This is a genomic window from Alcaligenes sp. SORT26 (assembly GCF_017377875.1).
Lineage (GTDB): Bacteria > Pseudomonadota > Gammaproteobacteria > Burkholderiales > Burkholderiaceae_B > Alcaligenes > Alcaligenes parafaecalis.
Genome location: NZ_CP070975.1, coordinates 605,409 through 623,765 on the forward strand (window position 1 = coordinate 605,409; position 18,357 = coordinate 623,765).

Genomic DNA, 18,357 nt, shown 5'->3' on the forward strand with positions numbered 1-18,357 from the left:
AAAACGATCTGGGCGAGTATACCTGTGCTCGGTCTACAACTCGTCCGTCAGGAATTGCGCTCGCCCAAGCCAATATCTTCCTGCACCCGTTCACCAGATTTAAAGCTGGTTGCGGTAATTGGCAGGGGTTTGCCCAAAGCTGCGGCGGAACAGGCTGATAAAGGCGCTGGGGCTGGAGTAACCCAGATCGTAGGCAATGGTGGCCACCGGAATACCGGCTGCCAGCATTTCCAGGGATCGCATCAGGCGGGCGCGTTGTCGCCAGGCGGTGAAGGTAAAGCCGGTTTCTGTCACAAAGCGACGGCTCAGGGTACGCAGGCTGACAGCGGCCCAGTCCGCCCAATGTTCCATCCCCTGATTGTTGCTGGGGTCGGCAATCAGGGCACGGGCAATGCGCTGTAGCCGAGGATCTTGTGGCAGGGGCAGGCCAAATGGCTCAATCGGCAAATTGCGGATTTCATCCAGAACAACGGCGGCAATATGCGCTTGTACGTCAGGTAAAGGGGCGGCCGGGACCAAATCCCAGGAGCAGGCTCGCAAGACGGATTCGCGCAGCAGGCCTGAGGTACGCAGGGTGCAGGCTTGTTGGGGCAGGTCGGAACAGGCAGCTTCATCCACATAGACGCTCCAGCCGTGAAAGGGGCCGTGTGACTGGCCTGAGTGCAGCACATGTGGTGGCAGCCAGACCGCATGGATGGCGGGGACTACCCAGACAGCATCTTCCACGCCTACGGACAGCAGGCCACGCAGAGACCCGAACAGTTGTCCGCGTGCATGTTGATGCGGTCGGGAAGACAGCTCCGAGTCGTGATTCCCCATTACCGCAAACAGAACGGGATCCTGGGGGAAATTCAGAAAATCATGCAGACCAATCTTGCGTTCAGGCATGGCGTAATTTTGTTATTAATTGACCGATATAGTGTACAGCCGCCAAAACCTTTCTGCTTACACTGAAAACCTTGATCCATAAGGAGCGACTGATGCAAGCACAAGACATTCTTCCCGACCATGCCAATGAAGTTCACATTGGCGGGACGACGATCCGCAAAGGAACGGTTGGCGCGTTTTTGCATAATGCCGCCGTGTTGCGCCAAGCAGAGCTTGGTGACGCACAACGTCAGCAGGCGTTGAACGATATTCTGACTGCTTTACCTGCCCTGAAAGCACTGGGCTTGTTTGATGCCTTGCAGATTCGAGATCCACAATTGCGTGATTTTGTGGAGTCCCGGCTGTGATGAAACATGAGGGCGCAACCGTCCGACCGTACTTGTTGCGCGATATTGCCTGGCTGTATGTGCCCAGCGGTTTGATGCATGCCTTTGGGGGCGCACCCCGTTCAGGCGCTCGTCGCTTTGACGTGGGCTGTCTTTATTGATCGCAAGGAGAAGTCATGCAAGTGGATGACAGCCAGTTTCCATTGGTGTTTTTAAGAGAGCACGACCAGACGCAAACGCCGCAACAAACCCAGGCTCAGTTGGAGGCCTTGTTGAACCGGGGGCAGCGCTTTGTCTTGTTGACGGAACGTCTGGGTGGTGAGGATCAGGCCCAGGCAGAAAGCCATGAGGAACGCAAGCAACGGGCTTTGTTCTTCAAACAGAATAAGCAGCGTTTGAAGGACTTATGCGCTGGTATGGTTCTGATCAGCAAAGGGCGGGCGATTCCGGCAGCGGCTCGCTTGGCACAGCAAACCTTGGGGCGGGTGTTAGGGCTACGTTTTGCTTTTGTCGTGGACGAGGGCGAAGCCCGGCTTGAAGCTCAGCGATTGCTGATGCCTTGATTCAATCAGGATGGTGCGGGTCTGCGGTAGTGGCTTTGCACCCTGTATCGATCTCCCCAGGCCGCTGATGCGGCCTTTTTTACGTGTGGATGAAAGCGGACGGTTTGAGATAAAAAACCTGCCCGGTGCAGGTTTTAGTGTTCATTGACTTATTTTTCTATAAAATATACGGCGTATATATAAAGGAAAAATGATGAGCACAGTAAAGAGCACCGCACACGTTTTCATCGGCACCAGCCTGGACGGATTCATCGCCAAACCGGACGGGGATATTTCCTGGTTGCTGGAGCGCAGCGATCCTGCGGAAGACCACGGCTATATGGCTTTTATTGCGGATAAAGACGCGGTTGTGATGGGGCGTGGGACCTACGAAAAAGTCCTGACGTTTGACGCCTGGCCGTACGAGCTGCCCGTGGTGGTCATGTCCAAACAATTGGCGGACACGCCTGTTCCTGAACATTTGCAGGGCAAAGTCCGTTTCTCCCAGCAAACCCCCGAGCAAGTCATGGAACAGTTTGCGGCTGAAAAGCGGCAGCGTATTTATGTAGATGGTGGCCAAGTCATCCAGTCCTTTTTGCGTGCCGGTTTGGTGCAGGACATGATCTTGTCCACCATGCCTGTGCTGATCGGTGAAGGACGCCGACTGTTTGGTGGCGTGAAGCAAGACATGGATTGGAGCCTGGTTTCCAGCCAAAGCTTCCCCTCGGGGCTGGTGCAATCGCGCTATCAGCTCAAGTCATGAGCCGTGGACGAGGCCGTCCAGCTGGGGGAACCGGCCTGACGCTGGACCATATTCTGCAAGCGGGTCTGGAACTGCTGGACGAAGGCGGTGAGCAAGGCTTGAGCATGCGCGCCCTGGCATTCCGCCTCGGTGTGACCCCCATGAGCCTGTACAACCATGTGCCCGACCGGGCGGGTTTGCTGCGCCTGCTATCCGGTCGGGTGTATGCACAGGTTCTGGATGGGCTGGAAGAGGCCGAAACCAGCAAGGCAGAACTACGCGCCATTTTGTTGCGCTATCACCAGGCGGTTGGCCGTCATCCCCACCTGACCTTGGCTATTTTTAGCGATCAGCAGGCCTTTGCCGGGGTAACGGCCAAGATTACCCAGCGCTTGCAGACTCTCTTGGCTGACAGTGTGGGAGAGCCTGAGTTGTGGCTGGGCATATTGGTAGACCATGCTCATGGCAGCGCGTTGGCTGTATCCATGACGCCCGATGAGTTGACGCCACCTTTGTATGAGCAGGCCCTGGATCGCTTGTTAAGGGTGATGAAGGGCTAGTTCTGGTGCATTTCACTTATTGGGCTTGCAGATCCAGCGTGGTATCCAGGTGTATGCGTTCAAAGTCTGAAATCAGCACTTGAATACGAATGTTCCAACTGGCCAGATGGGGCAGCTCAATCGTGGAGACCTCCCATTGATCCTGCGAAGTGGGCTGGGCAGGGAAGGTAATCGACTCCACTCCGGCTTGAGGATTGCTGAAAATGACCTCGACTTCCTGAGCCTTCAAGGGGCTGAAATCAGCTTCGTATAAGGCCACGGTCAGGCTGGCGGGGTGTTGTGCGCTGGCCGGGAGATAGATCAGGTCTGCCATCCCTGCATCAGTATGGACATGAGTAGAAATGCTGGGGGCGGCAAGCTGAGCCAGGGCACGTGGGGGCGGGGTAAAACGCCACAAGGCAACGACAGCCAGAATCAGCACGACCAGCACATACTCCAGGTGAATCACCCGCCGCATTGCTTGCCGTGCATGGCTATCCTGCTGCAAGACGGCTTGAGTCAAACGGTAGCGGTTATAGGCTCCCAATCCCAGCAGAAGGGCGACCAGTATCAGCTTGATTCCCAGTACCTGCCCATAGGCGCTTTCCCATAGAGATGAGAGCTGATCGAATTGCACATAGATCAGCGCAGCACCACTCAGGATCAAGATCAATAAAACAGTGGGAATCCAGCGGGAGAACATAGTCAGGAGCCGGGATTCTTGACCCTGCTTCAGCGCGTAGGCCAAGGGCAAGAAAGAGCCTATCCAGAGCGTCACGGCCACAACGTGCAGCCAGACACTGGGCCGGGATAGCCTGGCGGGTTCTGCCGTGCTGGCATGACCACTGGCAGCCAGGGAGCCGCCCAACAGAATCAGGGCTAAAACAGCCAGCCATTTTTGCTTCTTGGGATGGGGGAACGTCCAAGAAAGGGCCGCACAGGCCAAGGCTATCCATCCCAGCAGGACTGCCAAGCCCATCGAGGTTGAAGCGGCTGTTTTCCAGGCAGTACCGCTTAACAAGGCAGAAAGTGGCAAGTCCAAGGCATCAACACCGACCAAACCAAGGTTCAGCAGTAAGGCGATGGCACCCAAGGCCAGCATGATGGGGGCAAGGCGACCGGGTCGCACAGCGGAGTCCGTTGAAGTGCTTATCTGTGCCCGGTAGAGAGCCCACGCTATGCCGGTGAACAAACCCAGATAGCCCAAGAGACGGGACAGCCAAATCAAGCTATTTCTGACAGGGCCGTTGCCGTTGCTATCAAGTTGGTTTGAACTACTAGGCACACCGACAGAAAACGTGAGCATTCCGCCTACGGGATGGCCGTCCGCAGAAATGACCCGCCAACTGAGTCCATAGGTGCCTTGATCTTCCAAGGGGGGTAATGCCAGCTCCAGCCCATTGTTTTGCATCCGGGGTTCTTCCAGGGATTCGGTAGAGCCGTCGGGACGAATCAGCTTCATCAATAAGGGTGAGACCGATTCATTAAAACTGAGTGAAACGGTTCTGGGGTGCTGGGACAAGATGGCGCCACTATCAGGGCTGCTGGCAACTAAAGAGGCGTGGGCATGAAGTATGGGAGCCCAGGTCAGTAAAAGCAGGACCGCAAGCAACATCGCTAGCGAGTGGCAAGCCGCTCGCCCACGCAGGATCTGCGTATGCATAGGATCTCCTTCAGGCTGATGCACAGAACTTATGCGCATCAGCCGCCGGTGTATTAGGGCTTGGGCAGCAGTTGCAGGGCAGGAGCGGGGGCGTCGGAGTGGTCGGCTGCTTCCTTGGTGCCAGGAGCTGCCTGATCAATCCAGCGTTCTACGCCTTGCTCACATTCCTGAACGACCGGGAAGTAGAGCGTGCTATTGGGCTTGAGTTCATCGGCCAGGTAGCTGATGAACACGAACTCGTCGTAGTGTTCGTCCTGCAAGGGGCCGCCAGCCCAGACGACTTCCTGAACGCCAGAGCTGACCTTGGCGCCCCAACGGGTGTAAGCCTGTTTGTAGTCACCTTTGACGGTTTCCAGTGTCCAGCCTGCTTTGGGTTGTGGTTTCACACCGACCACCCCTTCGGGAACACGGACGCGGATTTTGGTCGTGGCAGAGCCTTTGCAGCCATGCGGCACGGATAGAACAGCCTTGTAGCTGCTGCCTACTGACGCTTGCTTGGTTTGCAGGGAAACGTGAGCAACAGCGGAAGACGCGAACAGCACAGCAGCCATGCCCAGAATGGCACGGGAAGACGTAGAAGAAATCGACATGAAAAACCTCGGCTAGATAGAAAAAGAAAGACCGTCAAAGGACGGGGATATATCAAGCGAGGGATACGGGTGGGGCGCGTGACCCTAAAGGTGGGCCTTGTGCGGGTAGCGGTGGCCGGGTTTGATTGCTTTCGACCAGTAAAACCGGTCGATACGTAATCAGGCTGATCAGAACAGGTGCATCCAGCGTTGGCAATAAAGCGGGAGAAGCCGCGATGCCAAAGGGGCAGTCCTGCTGCGTGTGATGGGTATTGGAATCCGCTTGACCATCCTGGCCGATCAGATCAATCCAGAGCGTATTTGCTGAATTGCCCGCAGTACAGAAGGTAATGGCAAAACCATTGTCTTGTGCAGAGCGGGTAGGCATATAGCCCGCCGGTACGATGGCGCGACAGACGTAGGCCAGCAGAGCCAGGCAAAACAGAAGTTGCCAAACTCGGATTTCGCGTAAAACGAAACGGGGACCCAGGGCGCGCATGCGGAAAAGTATATTACAAAACCGGCGGCTGACTGATGAGGGGCTTGCCAGTTATCTGGCGCCAAACTTTAAGTGAATTTGGATTTGGATGGTTTGCCGTCGCCGTTTTTGTCAGTAGGGCGTTAAGCGTCCCCATGTTCAGTCACGCATAAAAAAAGCCGCGAACATGGCAGGCGGCTTTGGTCAGGCAAGGCAAAGCAGTGCTTAGGGAAAACCGGCGCATTGCTTTACAAAAGCAGGCCGTGAGGCCAGGCGGTGGTAGTAGTCTTCAGTCGCCTTGAGTACTGGGCGATCAAACGGCGTATTCAACCAGCGGTGGATGGACAGGCCCAGAATAATATCGGCCAGGCTGAACTCTGATCCGGCTGCATAAGCGGGGGTCTGCGCCAAGTGCTTGTCCAGAACGGACATTACCTGCGTCCAGGCTGCCAAGGAGGCCTGAACCTGTGCCGCATCCTGATGCTTGGGCGATTGACGAACCAAACTCCAAAACGCATAAGTCCAGGTCGGGTTCAGCTCGGACGCCTGCCAGTCCAGCCATTGATCCACTTTGGCTCGTTGCCAGGCATCTTGCGGATACAAGGCGGTGGGTGCTTGGCGATTAGCCAGATAACGCACAATGGTATGGGACTCCCACAGCACGCGATCCCCATCCAGCAGGACGGGGATTTTGGCGTTGGGGTTCAGCGCACGGAACTCGTCCGTGTTCACGTCCTTGAAACCCATGCCCCAATCCTGCCGCTCAAACTCCAGATTCAGCTCCGCGCAGGTCCACATGACTTTGCGCACATTGATGGAGGATTCTCTGCCAAGAATAGTCAGCATGATGGGGCTCTCAGGTGATATTTACTTGCTGGCGGGCAGCAGTTCGTCACGGCGTTCGATAATGCGCGAGATCAGGCCATATTCAATGGCTTCCTCGGCACCCATCCATTTGTCGCGCTCGATATCGTCACGCACACGCTCGATAGGCTGGCCGGTTTCACGGGCAATCACCTGGGCGATACGTTCGCGCGCTTTCATGATTTCCTGGGCTTGAATGGCCATATCGCTGGCCTGACCACCTGCGCCACCGCTGGGCTGGTGAATCAGAAAGCGGGTTTGTGGCAGGCACACGCGGCGTTCGCGGGCTGCACCCAGGAACAGGTGGGTGGCAGCACTGCCAACCCAACCGGTACCGACCATAGTGACGGGCGAGGAAATAAAACGCACCACATCATGGATGGCATCGCCCGATTCCAGGTGGCCACCGGGGGAGGACACAATCATGGTGATGGGGGCGGTGGATTCGGCATCCAGCGCCAGCAGCTTGCGCACGGTTTCCGAGGCGAGCTTATCCGTGATGGTGCCAAAGACCAGCACAGTACGGGCGCGGAAGGCTTTTTCTTCCAGAAAGGCGCTGTCTTGAGGGCTGGTATCAGAGCGAGTTTCTTTTTCTTGGCCAAGCATGGGGAAAGACTCCAAGGGATAAGTGTTCTGTCTGCTAAGGAAAATCGATTGCTCGACTATATCCCGGCTGATGGTCAACCGGGCTTTCACTTGGCAATTTTTGTGGTTTTTTTTGTCCGGCCTGGTGGCGAACAATAGCGTTCAGAGCAGGCCGACCAATCAACAGCAGGGTGGTTTGCCCTGCATGTTCGTCATAGTCTCATGCTTGTTTGGTGCTTGATCGGGCGAACAAGACCTTATAGTCCTGCCTCCCGGATCGGCTTCACAGGATGGGTTGATCCACAAGGAATGGCCGGGCGTTGAGCCATCGCACAGAACTGCGCCAGTGTTATGGGAGCCCTGTCTTAAAAGCGCTTTTCCAGCTTCAGCGCGACTTCGGTTTGCTTGTACTTGAAGGCCCAGTCGATATTGCTGTTGTTGAAGGTGTGCTTCACATACAGATTGGGCGTAATGCCTTGGAACGCGAAGCGTGGCATGCCCACGTTCAGGATATAAATCTGCTGGCGATCCTTGCGCAGCCCGCCCAAGAACAAGTCTTCGGCATCGTGACGAGTCTGTCGGTACAGTGCCGTGGCGTTGATGTTGAAGCCCGCATCAAAGGCTCTGTACATTCCCAGGTTCGCCATATAACTGCGGCTTTGTGCTGTTTGTTGAGACTGAAGATTACGGGTGTAATTCAGTCCTCCGTAAACCACGGTTTTGGCGTCAATCAGATACGAGCCGTACAAGCCTATCTGGTTCTCTTTGACGCCTTCAAAGTACTGCCGTAAATCACCTTTGTAGGACAGGCTCTTGTGTTGCGCATTCACGCCCACTTGCAGCCTGTCGCTAAGATTGTGCTTCCAGTCCACGCGCCCGCCCCAGGACTGATAGCTGGTGCGACGGTTGGTGTAATTGTTCTCGAACAGGGGTGTAATCGACAGATCGTTTTTCGCGTCCTGATAGTTGTAGCCTGCATAAATAATGCTGGTGTTGTCGCTGTAATAAATATTATTGGGCTCGGCTTCCTTATGCTTGTCGTACAGGTTGCCGTAGCTCAGGCCGCGCAGCAGCAGATTGTGGTTGCCGCTTAGCTGGAAACGCCGGTTCAAGGTCAGGTCATAGACCATGGCTGTGGATTTGACCGGGTCCGGCATTTTGCGCACCGACGGAAAGCACCCAAAGAAATAGCAGGTGAAAAAGGTGTCTTCCTGGCCGTTTTCTTTGTTGATATTGCTGTTGTAGCCCAGGCCAATCGAGGCTGAACCGTGCCAGGCATTGCGGTCCTGCAAAGCACCCTGGAAACCTTCAATCACGGGCCGTACTTCTTCTGGAATCCCGGCAGAGGAAATCTGGCTGAACAGTTCTTTGGCTTCGCTGGATTGATAGTCCTCGAACAGCACGCGGGCCAGCTCCAGCTTGGCGCGCATCATGTTCGGATCACTGGCTTGAGCCTGGCGCAGCTTGCTGATAGCCAGGCTGTGATTATCCTTGCTACGGGCCACCATCCCTTGAGCCATCAGCACCAAAGCAGGATTGTGGCCGGGCAGCTCCTGATACTTTTCTACAAACTGATCCACCTTGGCCCACTGCTGCAGATTGATGGCGACATAAATGGCCGGTTCCAGATCAGTCAGCGTGGCATCGACGCTATAGGTTGTGCCGTTGATGGTGATCAGGGCCGACGGGTCTACATCGGGCGGGGTTTCTTCCACTAAATGGGAGCGTTCGCGTTCGTTCAGATTGCGGTCGATTTGATTCAGAAGTCGGCGCGTATCGTCGTCGTTGGCTTGCACCGCGCTGGATGCCATGGCCAGCAGCAGGCACAAAAGGGGAAGGGCTCGCCCATGCATGAATGAAAACCTTGCAAGAAAAAGGGGAGATGGACGCAGGGTCCGGAGAGAAAGGGGATCGAGCGTGTCGATCCCCCTTTTCTTATGGCAACACTAGGGTGTTGTCAGCTTAGGGCTGCTGCTTTGCGCCACCGAAAGCCATGTCACGAGCACCGTTGATGGAGTCGTAGTAGATACCTGCCAGGGCGTCTGCCGCTGCCCCGTAAAATTGACCACGAATCTTCGAAGCGTCGTCAAAGTCTTGAGCGAATGTACCGTTTGAGTAAATGGTCGCGTCATCAAAGAGAACGCTACCAACAGCACCAGACAGTGTGCCGCTGCCACCACCGTAATTGGCGGTCAGGACGCCAGTAGAGATACCGCCCTGTGTGCCGGGGTTGTACTTGGTAATACCCACAACGTCGTATTTCACGTTAACCAAGTTGGGCATGGCAGTGGTGGGGTTCTCGCCCGTGTAAAACACGGTGCGATCAGCGCTGTTCATGTTCAAGTCGGTGCTGCTGCCTTGGCTAGGGTTAGCGACGCGCGGAGCCCACTCACCAAAATACACGTCTTTGCCAGGGACCTTGGCGACGACTTCACCACCGAAATGTGGGTAGCCAGGCAGAGGGTTGTTCATTTGACGATAAGCGTAGACTTGCGTGCCTGCACCAGTACCGCTGCTAATAGTGTGACGCCAAGTTTCCGAGATTTTTGTGCCAGCAGGCATTTCAATGTAACCATGGCCGTCTGTATTGCCTAGCACCTGATTTGTCTGCCAAATGGGGCCGCTTTTGAAGCTGACCACACCCGACTGATCGGCTGGGTTCGCAGTGTAGGGATCGGTGCCGGGCATGGAGATGCCTGCTTCGCCGATAGCCATCATCGTGGAGGGTTTGTCAGCAACGACAAAACCTTTGGAAGCGCCACCTGCGACGGGGGCGGCGAAGCTGCTGGCGGAGGCCAGCAGGAAAGCCGAAACAATAGCCAGTTTTTGTACATTCAGACTTGCTTTCATTACGAACTCCATTAAGTGAAGAAAAAGGGCGTTTTTACAAAAACGACCAAAAAAACTGATTAACTTAAAAACGTGCTGTCATGCCGACGCGCACCGTTCGTCCAGGGGCCGGAATAGAGGTACGGGCCATGGGGTCCAGGTAGTACTGATTGGTTAGGTTGCTGATTGCCACGTCTACATTCAGGTTCTTTTGCACCTGATAGCTGGCGTAGGCATCAAAGACCAGGATCGGGTTCCAGTAGTTGGCTCGGTTATAGGCCCAGCCCATAGATCCAAAGGCACCCTCATCTTTGTTTTTGGCTGCGCTGTGATAAACGGCGCGTGCGCCTAGCAATAGTTTCTTTTCAAGGAGACGAGCACCCACATCCAGATTCAATGAGTACTGAGGTTGCAGGCTGGTTCTGGCAAAAGTGCGAGGGAAGCCACCGTCTACGCAGCCAGGCATGCTGCGACTACCAGGCGCTCCAGGAATGGGATTAAAAGTTTGTGCGTAGTCGTGGTCGCACAGTTGTTGTTTCAGGCGGTACGTACCACCAAAGTTGGCAAAGTATTTGCCGCTATCCACCCGAGCTTGCAGTTCAATGCCGGACATTTTTTTCTCGGCAAACTGCACGATATTGAAGTCCCAGTCTCGGTCTATATAGTCTTTGATGCGGTTATTGAAGTAGTTGACCCTGATGTCTGCGTAGTCCAGGCTGGGAAAGTAGCCGCTCAGGTTGTGTGCATAACCAATTTCCCAGTTGTAGGCATGCTCCGGGCTAACTGCGACACCTGTGGAGCTTTTGCTGCTGCCTGCCATTGCCATGGAGGATTCAAACAGGCTAGGGAAGCGGACAAACTCGTTGTACCGCGCATAGATACGGATATCGTCTGTGACGAAAGCAGTCAGCCCAATATGAGGAACCCATGCATGATCCTTTTGTTTTTTGGGTTCTTCCCATTTATTGGCAATTTCAGTTTTGTCTTGATAGACAGGTTTCCGGTTATTTGTTGAGGTGATGTATTTGTCGACTGACCCCGTTTGACCTTGGGCGTTGGTAACTTTCTCGCTCGCGTCAATTTCGCCATTGGTAAATGGATTATTAGCCGTGAATCCTGTATGAGTTTGGCCTGACGGGACAAAAACAGATTCGTCAATGTAGCGATAGCCATCAATTTTTCCGGCATCCAGTCTGAATCCCATATATTCTTCAGCTGATTTCAGCGGACCGTCGACATAACTAGGATCTATGCTGTTAAGAAACTCCCAATTCCGCTTGTATTTCTCATAGCGAGGAGTGAGCTCCTGAATGATTTGATCGTTGTAGGCCGTTACTTCTTGATCGGTCATCAATCGTTGGATTTGATAGTTGTAGCCTTTGAGCGCAGGTTGAATAGCCCAATCCTTATGTTGCTGACTACGCATCTCGGCCAGTTTGTCGTCATACGACCAGTAATCGCTGTAACGAGCGCCTGCATTCACCTGCAGCCAGTCAATAGGGCGCCAATCAAAATTAAAACCAAAGTTCCATTGTTGGCGGGTGCCCGAACGCGGCCCCATATGGTTTATGCCCCAGTTCAGTTCAGTCAGGTGCGCGAGCTTTTCCGAAGCATCATGTTGCTTGAGCTTTTCACGCGTAAAGTCTGCCTGCAGGCTCAAGTCCAGGGTGGGGTGTAAGGCCATTTCATTGCTCAGGTTCAAACCTGTACGACGGTGGTCGGTAATTTGCAAGGCGCGAGGCACAATGTTGAAACGGCCATCCGCATTGGACTCTTTATCGGGTGGAGTCGTAGGGACGTTGGCACACATGGGTAGATCTCTGCCCAGGACGTGGCAATCCGTATAGTCATCCCACGCGTTATCCCGACCATTCCACCCGTCGCCTTGAGTGCCATAGATAACGTCGCCGTTCTGATGGCGTGCACTGTCGCTTTGGGTAATCCAGGCGCCCGCTTTCAGGTTGATGAAACGGTTGCCTTCGGGGTTCCAGGAGTAGTTCAGATTCCAGGTGTCTTGTTTGACCTTGCTATAGGGGTTCTCGTTTTGCAGAACCTTTTTTTCGCCCTGACCATCCAGCGCATGCACGGCCCAGACCACGTTCCAAGGCACACTCTCACCAAAGGTATGGTTGCTGCGCATGTAGCTCATATCAATGGCTTGATCGTGAGGTAGGCGCAATGTGCCTTTCAGCAGCGTGGTTTCCAATTCACTGGAGGTATTGAGGACCTCTTCACCGGGGCGGAAGTATTTGGCGATGTAGCTGATGCTTGGGGATGAGAAGCCCGGCCTTTTATCGTTCTTGGCATCTTCCTGCCACGAGTCGTGCTCGTATTTCTCGCTACCCTTTTTACCGCTGTAATAGTTGCCGCGACTGCGGTAGCTGTATGCAGCCAGCAGATCAAAGTTCTCTTGTTTGGTCGCGATTGCCAGGCGGTAGGAGTGGTCTTCGAAGTTGAAGTTCTTGCCGCCATTGCCTTCTTTAGGCATACGCTCTGGCGAAACGGACCCCGGCAGAATGACGCCGTTGGTACCACCCTTATCAAATACCGCGCCAGGGATGTCTCGGTAGTCTTTACCGAACACTCCAAACGAGCGCTCATTCGGCTTGGTCGAATTCGTCGCCGTTTCCGCCTTCAGCTCAATCCCGAAGGTCTCACCCGGTTTAACAATATCCTCCACCTGCAGCGTACGGATCTGCACCGATCCGCCAATCCCGCTGGCTCCCGACGTCGCCGACACGCCTTTTTCCACCAGAATGCTGCTGATCATGTTGGGATCAACATAGTTGCGATTGGCGACCCCCGCCGGTCCCAGCCAGACTGATGTGGCCTGTTCCGTTCCGTCAATCGTCAGCGGGATACGGCCTTCACCCTGGATACCGCGAATGTTCGGGTCCAGCGCGCCGCTATTGCGCGAGTCCCCCGCATAGACACCGTTCAAACCCTTGAACAAGTCCCCCACGGAGCTGCCCTTGTACAGCTCGATTTCTTCTTTGCCTGCGTACACATTGGAGACGTCTTTCTCGAATACATCGGCCTTACCCGCCTCATCGCGGGTTTCGCGGACGACGGTAATAGTGTCCAGACGAGTGGCTCGGTCCGTGTCTTCCTGGCTCTCGTCCTGACGGGAGGAGGGCGGGGCGCTGCCCACGCTTTGAGCCTGTGTCTGCCCGGCCCAGGAGGCCAGAATCAGGGCATACACCAGCGGCTTGAGCGCATGTTTTTTGTGTAGGGGTGAAAGGGTGACGGACATAAAACGAACCAAGGCTCCATGCAAGAAGATGACAATCTGTCGGGGAAAGAATCCCGTTTTTGTGTTTTGCTCACCACTTGTCTCAAAAGGTGAGGAAAGGCACGGGGATATTATTGACATTAATGCGAATAATTATCACTTAGATTGATATGCGGGACGGAGCAATTCCTATGCAGGACCTGAAAACGGCCGCACTAGTAGGAATTTGTCAAAGCAAAAGGGGAACTTTTCTGGAAGGGGCCGCAGGGAGCGGCCCTTGAAGAAGGGTAGGCCCCTAGGTGGGAAGGGGCCGAAAACAGCGCAAATACAAAGGCTTAAGCGCGTTTGTTGCCAAAGATGGATTTGGGCGAGCGACCAAAGTACCGCGTAAAGGCAACGGAGAAATTATTGGGGTATTTGTAGCCGACTTGCCAGGCAGCCTGGGCGACTTGTTGACCAGATTCCAGCAGCGTATAGGCCTTGCGCATACGCAGCTCCAGCAGCAAACCGATAGGCGTGTTGTCGTACAGATAACGGAAGCCTTCTTTAAGCTTGTGTTCGTTAATGCCTACCGTCGTCGCCAGATACTCCACAGTAATTTGCTGATCCAGTTGCGAGCTGAGCAGATTGCGCGCCTGTTCTACCCGCTGGATGTCATCCACAGACAAGGGGGCGCCTTTGGCGGCGTTGGGTGGAGCCAGACGGTTGAATTGCTCGGCTAGCAAACTGAGCGCATGGATTTGCAGGTTCAGCCTGTGATTATGAATCGGCTGCTCCGGGCTGCATGGCTGCATATACCGTGCCAGTGCGGCCGCATGGGCCATCGTGGCCTGACTGCTGGCCTGAAAAGACAGGCGATGCAGTCCCACGCAATCGAGCAAATGGGTAGCACGTTCGGGACCGACGTATTTGTTCAAGGCTGCTTCGCTAATCACCAGTCGCAGTTGCGACACGGATTCATCCTCCTGATAGTGGCGTTCCCCACGCAGGGAACGGAATGCGGTCACCGTGGTGTGGCCCGCTTTAAATAGCAGATCTGAACTCTCCCGACCCTGATAGGCCGACTGTCCTTGCAGACCCACGGTCACCACAATGACACGGCCCGCATGGGGGCCGTTACTTTCTTCAACCAGCGTTCGGCTGGGGTGATAGTGCAAACGGCCCAATAAAAAGCCTTGTTCCAGTTCCACGCATTCGGAATAGCAGTGGCCCAGTTCCTCGGGTAATTGCAGCCGGACTCGGCCATCGCTCAAAGCGCGGCATGACCTGGGTTCATCCGTGGTTAAGCGATAGCCAAATTTGCGCGTACTCATCATTTCTCCTGCTAAAAGCGCCTCGCATATGAATTGCTCCGTTCAGCATAGATCTTAATGCAAATAATTCTCATTAAATATATATCATTTCTAGCTGTCATGGCAGAGGGAAGGGCCATTGTGGAATTTACGGAGGTAGAAAACAGTGCTGGATCGATCGCTTAGAGAGGTGGTTTTGTCAGAGCAATTGCTGGAGTCGCATGCTCTGCAAGCCTGTTGGGACGCGCAGTTGGCAGGCTTGAGTGCAGATGCCTTGAACCTGGCGTTGGAGCACGGCGTGTTTGCACATCTGGATCAGTTTATCGCTGCTGAAGAACTTGCGCAGGTGCTCAAGTGGGATGCAGACAACACCAGCTACTTGCTGGAATTGCTCTGGAGCCTGGAGTTGCTGGAGTGTCAGTGGACCTGTCCGCGACGCTATCGCAGCCTGCCTAAATCGGCCCGTTATTTCAATCCCAACTCGGCGGAATATTGTGGTGATGCCTTGCTGTTTAGGCACGGCGTGCTGCGGCAGGTGGGCCTTCAGTTGGATGAGTTGGTACGCAATGGCAAGTCGCCTCCGGCAGACCCGAAACTGGTTCAACAAGGCTGGGCGGCAGCAGCACGTGCGCAAATTGCCCAAGAGCAAAGCGCAGTAACAGCGAATGTGGCCTGTGAGATTTTTGGGGCGGTGCCAGAGTTCTGGCAGGCGCAGCGATTGCTGGATCTGGGTGGTGGCCCAGGTCTGGTCGCCATTGCCTTGGCACAGCAACAGCACGATTTACATGCTGTGGTCTTTGAGTACGAAGCGGCGGCAGCCGTGGCTCAGCAACGAATTCTGGACGCGGGCCTGGAGACACGTTTAAGCACCATGGCGGGGGATTTGCTGGTGGACGATTTTGGCTCGGGTTATGACCTGATCTGGTGCTCCTCTGTGCTGCATTTTGTGCCGGACATTCCTGCTTTGCTGGCTCGCCTGTATCGCGCCTTGCGCCCCGGTGGTGTGCTGGTGTGCTGTCACGCCGAAGTGCATACCGAGGTCAGCAAGGCCAAACGGATTTTGCATTACTACCTGCATATGCGCATGCAAGGTCGCCAGGTGCTGCCGGAAGGGCAGTTGGCTCGGTTACTGGAACAAGCTGGATTTGATGAGGTTCAGCAGTTTGATGAGGTGCGCTTTCCGGTTGCGCCCGTCACTGCATTGATTGCGCGCAAAGCGTGCAAAGGGTGATGAGAATGAAGACGTGGAAAGCGTGGGGGGCACAGTTGCTGTTTGGCTGGATGAATCTGGTGCTGGCCGTCCCCAGTATTTACCTGATGTTGGGCATGCCTTTGGTGATGCGTCAGCATGGCTGGTCCGGCACCGAGATCGGCTTGTTCCAGTTGGCGGCTTTGCCCGCCATTTTCAAATTGGTGCTGGCCATGCCGGTGCAGCGTGTTCGCCTGGGAGGCGGGCATTTTGTGCATTGGCTGTGGTTGATGGCGGTGCTCTTGCTGGCTTTGTATGTGGGTATCGGTCGTGAAAACCTGATCGATCAGCGCGCCACGCTCTTCGCACTGACCTTTGCGATCAGCATCGTCGCTACCTGGATGGATATTCCCCTGAATGCCTTGGCGGTTCAGTATTTGCCGCGTGAAGAGCAGTTGCGGGCAGGCAGTATTCGTTCTGCGGCCTTGTTCCTGGGGGCGATTGTGGGTGCTGGCGTGATGGTGCTGGTGCAAGCACGATGGGGCTGGCAAGCGCCGTTTGCCTTGATGGGTTTGGGCCTGGTGATAGGCTGCCTGCCTTTTGCTTTTCTGCGTTCCAAGGCCGGTTTGCAAGCGGCTGAAACGGAGCAGACACCGCCCGGCTTTGTGGCAGATTGGGTCAGCTTCTTTGGGCAGGAAGGCGCCAAGCAATGGACCAGCCTGCTGCTGACCAGCTTCCCGTTTATCGGCGCAGTCTGGTTTTACTTGAAACCCTTGATGCTGGATCAGGGCATGCCTTTGGAAGAGGTGGCCTGGACCGTAGGGATTGCCGGGGGTATTACGGGCGCGATATTCAGCCTGATTGGTGGGCGTCTGGCTTCCTTCCTGGGCGCGGCACGAGCCATTCCTATCTATCTGCTGGCGGCGCTGCTGTCCTTGATTTTGTTGATGGTGTCGGTCTGGGCAAAACTGGGGCCCGCCTGGCTTATCAGCAGTGCCATGTTGATTGCTGCCAGCATGGGGGCTGTCTCTGCCTTGCTGTTCGGCCTGACCATGTTTTTCACCCGTAGACAGCGCAATGCTTCCGACTACGGTTTGCAGTCGACCATTTTCACCTTGGCGCGCATGGCTGTCCCGATTGCAGCGGGCATTTTGCTGGATCGCTTTGGGCAGGTCGTCATGCTGGGTGTCTTGACCTTAGGCGTTCTGTTTGCCTTTGTACTGGCTTGGCGCGTGCGTCACAGCGTCGGTGCCAGCACCGAAGTTTTGCTGCGCAGCCAGTAAATCCTCTTCTGAAAACGCCATCGCATCAGGCTTGCGTTGGCGTTCATCGTTTTTGCTCCGTTTTGCATAGAAATTAGAGCTCAAAGGCCATTGTGTCATTTTCAGACATATTTGAGAATAAGTCTTGTTCGTATTCATATGTATTTAACCAGGAGTCATTATGACCTTGCCCCCTTTAGTTGAGCCCGGTGAGCCTTTAAGCCGTGAAGAGGTTAACCGTTATAGCCGTCACCTCTTGATTCCCAATGTGGGCATGGAAGGCCAGCGCCGCATCAAAAATGCCAAAGTGCTGGTTATCGGGGCAGGGGGCCTGGGCTCGCCCACCTTGCTGTATCTGGCTGCTGCCGGGGTGGGCACACTGGGCATCATCGACTTTGACCGAGTGGACGAATCCAATCTGCAGCGCCAGATCATTCACACGGTAGACAGCATTGGCGAGCTGAAAGTGGAAAGCGCCAAACGGGCAATTCACAAGCTCAACCCCCACATCAAGGTAGAAACCTATACCGACCGCCTGGAACCGGACATGGCGGTGGAATTGTTCTCGCGCTATGACCTGATTCTGGATGGCACCGATAACTTCGCGACCCGTTATCTGGTCAATGATGCGTGCATGCTGGCTGACAAACCTTATGTCTGGGGTTCGATCTTCCGCTTTGAAGGCCAGGTTTCGGTGTTCTGGGAAAACGCGCCCGGTGGTGTGGGCCTGAATTACCGCGACTTGTATCCCGAACCACCTCCACCCGAGCTGGCTCCTTCTTGCGCGCAGGGCGGTGTGTTTGGTGTCTTGTGCGCCTCCATCGCCTCCATCATGTCGACCGAAGCCATCAAGCTGATTACCGGCATTGGTGATCCACTGATCGGCCGCCTGATTGCCTATGACGCGCTGGACATGCGCTACCGCGAATTGCCTATCCGTCGTCTGCCCAATCGCAAGGCGATCACTGAGCTGGGTGACTATCAAACCTTCTGCGGCCTGAATCCACCTGCTGATGCGATGGTGATTCCCGTACCGGTGATGGATGTGCTCCAGCTTAAAGAGCGGCTGGACCAGGATCAGGCTCCGATTCTGATTGACGTGCGTGACCCCAATGAATGGGAAATCGTCAACATTCCTGGTGCGATTCTGATGCCCAAATCACCCACTGTTGCTGCCGAAATTCTGGCTGCTTTTGGTCCGAATGCGGATCTGGTTATTTCGTGCCGCTCCGGTGCTCGCTCCAAAACTGTTTGCGAAGAGCTGATCAAGTTGAACGCGGCCAAGGTACGCAATCTGGAAGGCGGCGTACTGGCCTGGGTGGAGCAGGTCGCTCCCGAATTGGCGTCTTACTAAGTT

The 18,357-nt window shown here is 54.9% G+C and carries 18 protein-coding genes; 8 read left to right on the top strand and 10 right to left on the bottom strand.

What is annotated here, in order from left to right:
• Positions 1-99 precede the first annotated feature (99 nt).
• Positions 100-888, bottom strand: a complete 789-nt coding sequence (locus JYG33_RS02755; RefSeq protein ID WP_207874144.1) for a helix-turn-helix transcriptional regulator — start codon at positions 886-888, stop codon at positions 100-102.
• Positions 889-980: 92 nt separating this feature from the next.
• Between JYG33_RS02755 and JYG33_RS02760 the strand changes: the two genes are divergently transcribed.
• The 5 genes from JYG33_RS02760 (at position 981) to JYG33_RS02780 (ending at position 3,058) form a co-directional block, all read left to right on the top strand.
• Positions 981-1,235, top strand: coding sequence for a hypothetical protein (locus JYG33_RS02760; protein ID WP_207874146.1), 255 nt, complete (start codon positions 981-983; stop codon positions 1,233-1,235).
• On the top strand, positions 1,232-1,375 hold the full coding sequence (locus tag JYG33_RS02765) for a hypothetical protein (RefSeq protein ID WP_207874148.1): 144 nt from the start codon (positions 1,232-1,234) through the stop codon (positions 1,373-1,375). Before JYG33_RS02760 ends, JYG33_RS02765 begins: the two co-directional genes overlap by 4 nt.
• Positions 1,376-1,390: 15 nt before the next feature.
• Positions 1,391-1,777, top strand: coding sequence for a hypothetical protein (locus JYG33_RS02770; RefSeq protein WP_207874150.1), 387 nt, complete (start codon positions 1,391-1,393; stop codon positions 1,775-1,777).
• Positions 1,778-1,970: 193 nt separating this feature from the next.
• Entirely contained in the window at positions 1,971-2,519 is a 549-nt protein-coding gene (locus JYG33_RS02775) for a dihydrofolate reductase family protein (RefSeq protein ID WP_207874152.1), read from the top strand.
• The gene (locus JYG33_RS02780) at positions 2,516-3,058 is read left to right on the top strand and encodes a TetR/AcrR family transcriptional regulator (protein ID WP_207874154.1); all 543 of its coding nucleotides are present in this window, start codon (positions 2,516-2,518) and stop codon (positions 3,056-3,058) included. Before JYG33_RS02775 ends, JYG33_RS02780 begins: the two co-directional genes overlap by 4 nt.
• 16 nt (positions 3,059-3,074) lie before the next feature.
• Here JYG33_RS02780 and JYG33_RS02785 read toward each other — a convergent pair whose 3' ends face one another.
• The 9 genes from JYG33_RS02785 to JYG33_RS02825 form a co-directional block, all read right to left on the bottom strand.
• Positions 3,075-4,700, bottom strand: coding sequence for a CopD family protein (locus JYG33_RS02785; RefSeq protein WP_207874155.1), 1,626 nt, complete (start codon positions 4,698-4,700; stop codon positions 3,075-3,077).
• A gap of 53 nt (positions 4,701-4,753) precedes the next feature.
• The gene (locus tag JYG33_RS02790; RefSeq protein ID WP_207874157.1) at positions 4,754-5,290 is read right to left on the bottom strand and encodes a DUF1775 domain-containing protein; all 537 of its coding nucleotides are present in this window, start codon (positions 5,288-5,290) and stop codon (positions 4,754-4,756) included.
• 52 nt (positions 5,291-5,342) lie between these two features.
• Complete coding sequence (locus JYG33_RS02795) at positions 5,343-5,768, bottom strand: DUF2946 family protein (RefSeq protein ID WP_207874158.1); 426 nt, start codon at positions 5,766-5,768, stop codon at positions 5,343-5,345.
• Between the two features lie 204 nt (positions 5,769-5,972).
• Positions 5,973-6,593 (bottom strand): glutathione S-transferase, encoded by a 621-nt coding sequence (locus JYG33_RS02800; RefSeq protein ID WP_207874160.1) that lies wholly within the window; start codon positions 6,591-6,593, stop codon positions 5,973-5,975.
• Between the two features lie 21 nt (positions 6,594-6,614).
• A complete protein-coding gene (locus JYG33_RS02805) occupies positions 6,615-7,217 on the bottom strand; it encodes an ATP-dependent Clp protease proteolytic subunit (RefSeq protein ID WP_042479978.1) in 603 nt (200 codons plus the stop codon).
• A gap of 344 nt (positions 7,218-7,561) precedes the next feature.
• A complete protein-coding gene (locus JYG33_RS02810) occupies positions 7,562-9,049 on the bottom strand; it encodes a surface lipoprotein assembly modifier (protein ID WP_207874162.1) in 1,488 nt (495 codons plus the stop codon).
• Positions 9,050-9,158: 109 nt separating this feature from the next.
• On the bottom strand, positions 9,159-10,046 hold the full coding sequence (locus tag JYG33_RS02815) for a Slam-dependent surface lipoprotein (RefSeq protein WP_207874164.1): 888 nt from the start codon (positions 10,044-10,046) through the stop codon (positions 9,159-9,161).
• A 64-nt stretch (positions 10,047-10,110) separates the two neighbouring features.
• Complete coding sequence (locus JYG33_RS02820; protein ID WP_207874166.1) at positions 10,111-13,278, bottom strand: TonB-dependent receptor; 3,168 nt, start codon at positions 13,276-13,278, stop codon at positions 10,111-10,113.
• 314 nt (positions 13,279-13,592) lie between these two features.
• Positions 13,593-14,570 (bottom strand): AraC family transcriptional regulator, encoded by a 978-nt coding sequence (locus tag JYG33_RS02825; protein WP_207874168.1) that lies wholly within the window; start codon positions 14,568-14,570, stop codon positions 13,593-13,595.
• A 169-nt stretch (positions 14,571-14,739) separates the two neighbouring features.
• On the opposite strand from JYG33_RS02825, the gene JYG33_RS02830 reads away from it, so the two are divergent.
• The 3 genes from JYG33_RS02830 (at position 14,740) to moeB (ending at position 18,354) form a co-directional block, all read left to right on the top strand.
• The gene (locus tag JYG33_RS02830) at positions 14,740-15,780 is read left to right on the top strand and encodes a class I SAM-dependent methyltransferase (protein WP_243430328.1); all 1,041 of its coding nucleotides are present in this window, start codon (positions 14,740-14,742) and stop codon (positions 15,778-15,780) included.
• 5 nt (positions 15,781-15,785) lie between these two features.
• On the top strand, positions 15,786-17,021 hold the full coding sequence (locus JYG33_RS02835; RefSeq protein WP_222668227.1) for an MFS transporter: 1,236 nt from the start codon (positions 15,786-15,788) through the stop codon (positions 17,019-17,021).
• A 160-nt stretch (positions 17,022-17,181) separates the two neighbouring features.
• Positions 17,182-18,354 carry a molybdopterin-synthase adenylyltransferase MoeB gene (gene moeB / locus JYG33_RS02840; protein WP_207874174.1) on the top strand — a complete coding sequence of 391 codons (1,173 nt, stop codon included), beginning with the start codon at positions 17,182-17,184 and terminating at the stop codon, positions 18,352-18,354.
• The last annotated feature ends 3 nt before the right edge of the window (positions 18,355-18,357 follow it).

Excerpts from the sequence above, each read along its gene's own strand:
- moeB (WP_207874174.1), top strand. The coding sequence starts at position 17,182 with ATGACCTTGCCCCCTTTAGTTGAGCCCGGTGAGCCTTTAAGCCGTGAA.
- JYG33_RS02805 (WP_042479978.1), bottom strand. The coding sequence starts at position 7,217 with ATGCTTGGCCAAGAAAAAGAAACTCGCTCTGATACCAGCCCTCAAGAC.
- JYG33_RS02785 (WP_207874155.1), bottom strand. The coding sequence starts at position 4,700 with ATGCATACGCAGATCCTGCGTGGGCGAGCGGCTTGCCACTCGCTAGCG.
- JYG33_RS02800 (WP_207874160.1), bottom strand. The coding sequence starts at position 6,593 with ATGCTGACTATTCTTGGCAGAGAATCCTCCATCAATGTGCGCAAAGTC.
- JYG33_RS02820 (WP_207874166.1), bottom strand. The coding sequence starts at position 13,278 with ATGTCCGTCACCCTTTCACCCCTACACAAAAAACATGCGCTCAAGCCG.
- JYG33_RS02760 (WP_207874146.1), top strand. The coding sequence starts at position 981 with ATGCAAGCACAAGACATTCTTCCCGACCATGCCAATGAAGTTCACATT.
- JYG33_RS02795 (WP_207874158.1), bottom strand. The coding sequence starts at position 5,768 with ATGCGCGCCCTGGGTCCCCGTTTCGTTTTACGCGAAATCCGAGTTTGG.
- JYG33_RS02790 (WP_207874157.1), bottom strand. The coding sequence starts at position 5,290 with ATGTCGATTTCTTCTACGTCTTCCCGTGCCATTCTGGGCATGGCTGCT.
- JYG33_RS02815 (WP_207874164.1), bottom strand. The coding sequence starts at position 10,046 with ATGAAAGCAAGTCTGAATGTACAAAAACTGGCTATTGTTTCGGCTTTC.
- JYG33_RS02780 (WP_207874154.1), top strand. The coding sequence starts at position 2,516 with ATGAGCCGTGGACGAGGCCGTCCAGCTGGGGGAACCGGCCTGACGCTG.
- JYG33_RS02835 (WP_222668227.1), top strand. The coding sequence starts at position 15,786 with ATGAAGACGTGGAAAGCGTGGGGGGCACAGTTGCTGTTTGGCTGGATG.
- JYG33_RS02825 (WP_207874168.1), bottom strand. The coding sequence starts at position 14,570 with ATGAGTACGCGCAAATTTGGCTATCGCTTAACCACGGATGAACCCAGG.
- JYG33_RS02810 (WP_207874162.1), bottom strand. The coding sequence starts at position 9,049 with ATGCATGGGCGAGCCCTTCCCCTTTTGTGCCTGCTGCTGGCCATGGCA.
- JYG33_RS02770 (WP_207874150.1), top strand. The coding sequence starts at position 1,391 with ATGCAAGTGGATGACAGCCAGTTTCCATTGGTGTTTTTAAGAGAGCAC.
- JYG33_RS02755 (WP_207874144.1), bottom strand. The coding sequence starts at position 888 with ATGCCTGAACGCAAGATTGGTCTGCATGATTTTCTGAATTTCCCCCAG.
- JYG33_RS02775 (WP_207874152.1), top strand. The coding sequence starts at position 1,971 with ATGAGCACAGTAAAGAGCACCGCACACGTTTTCATCGGCACCAGCCTG.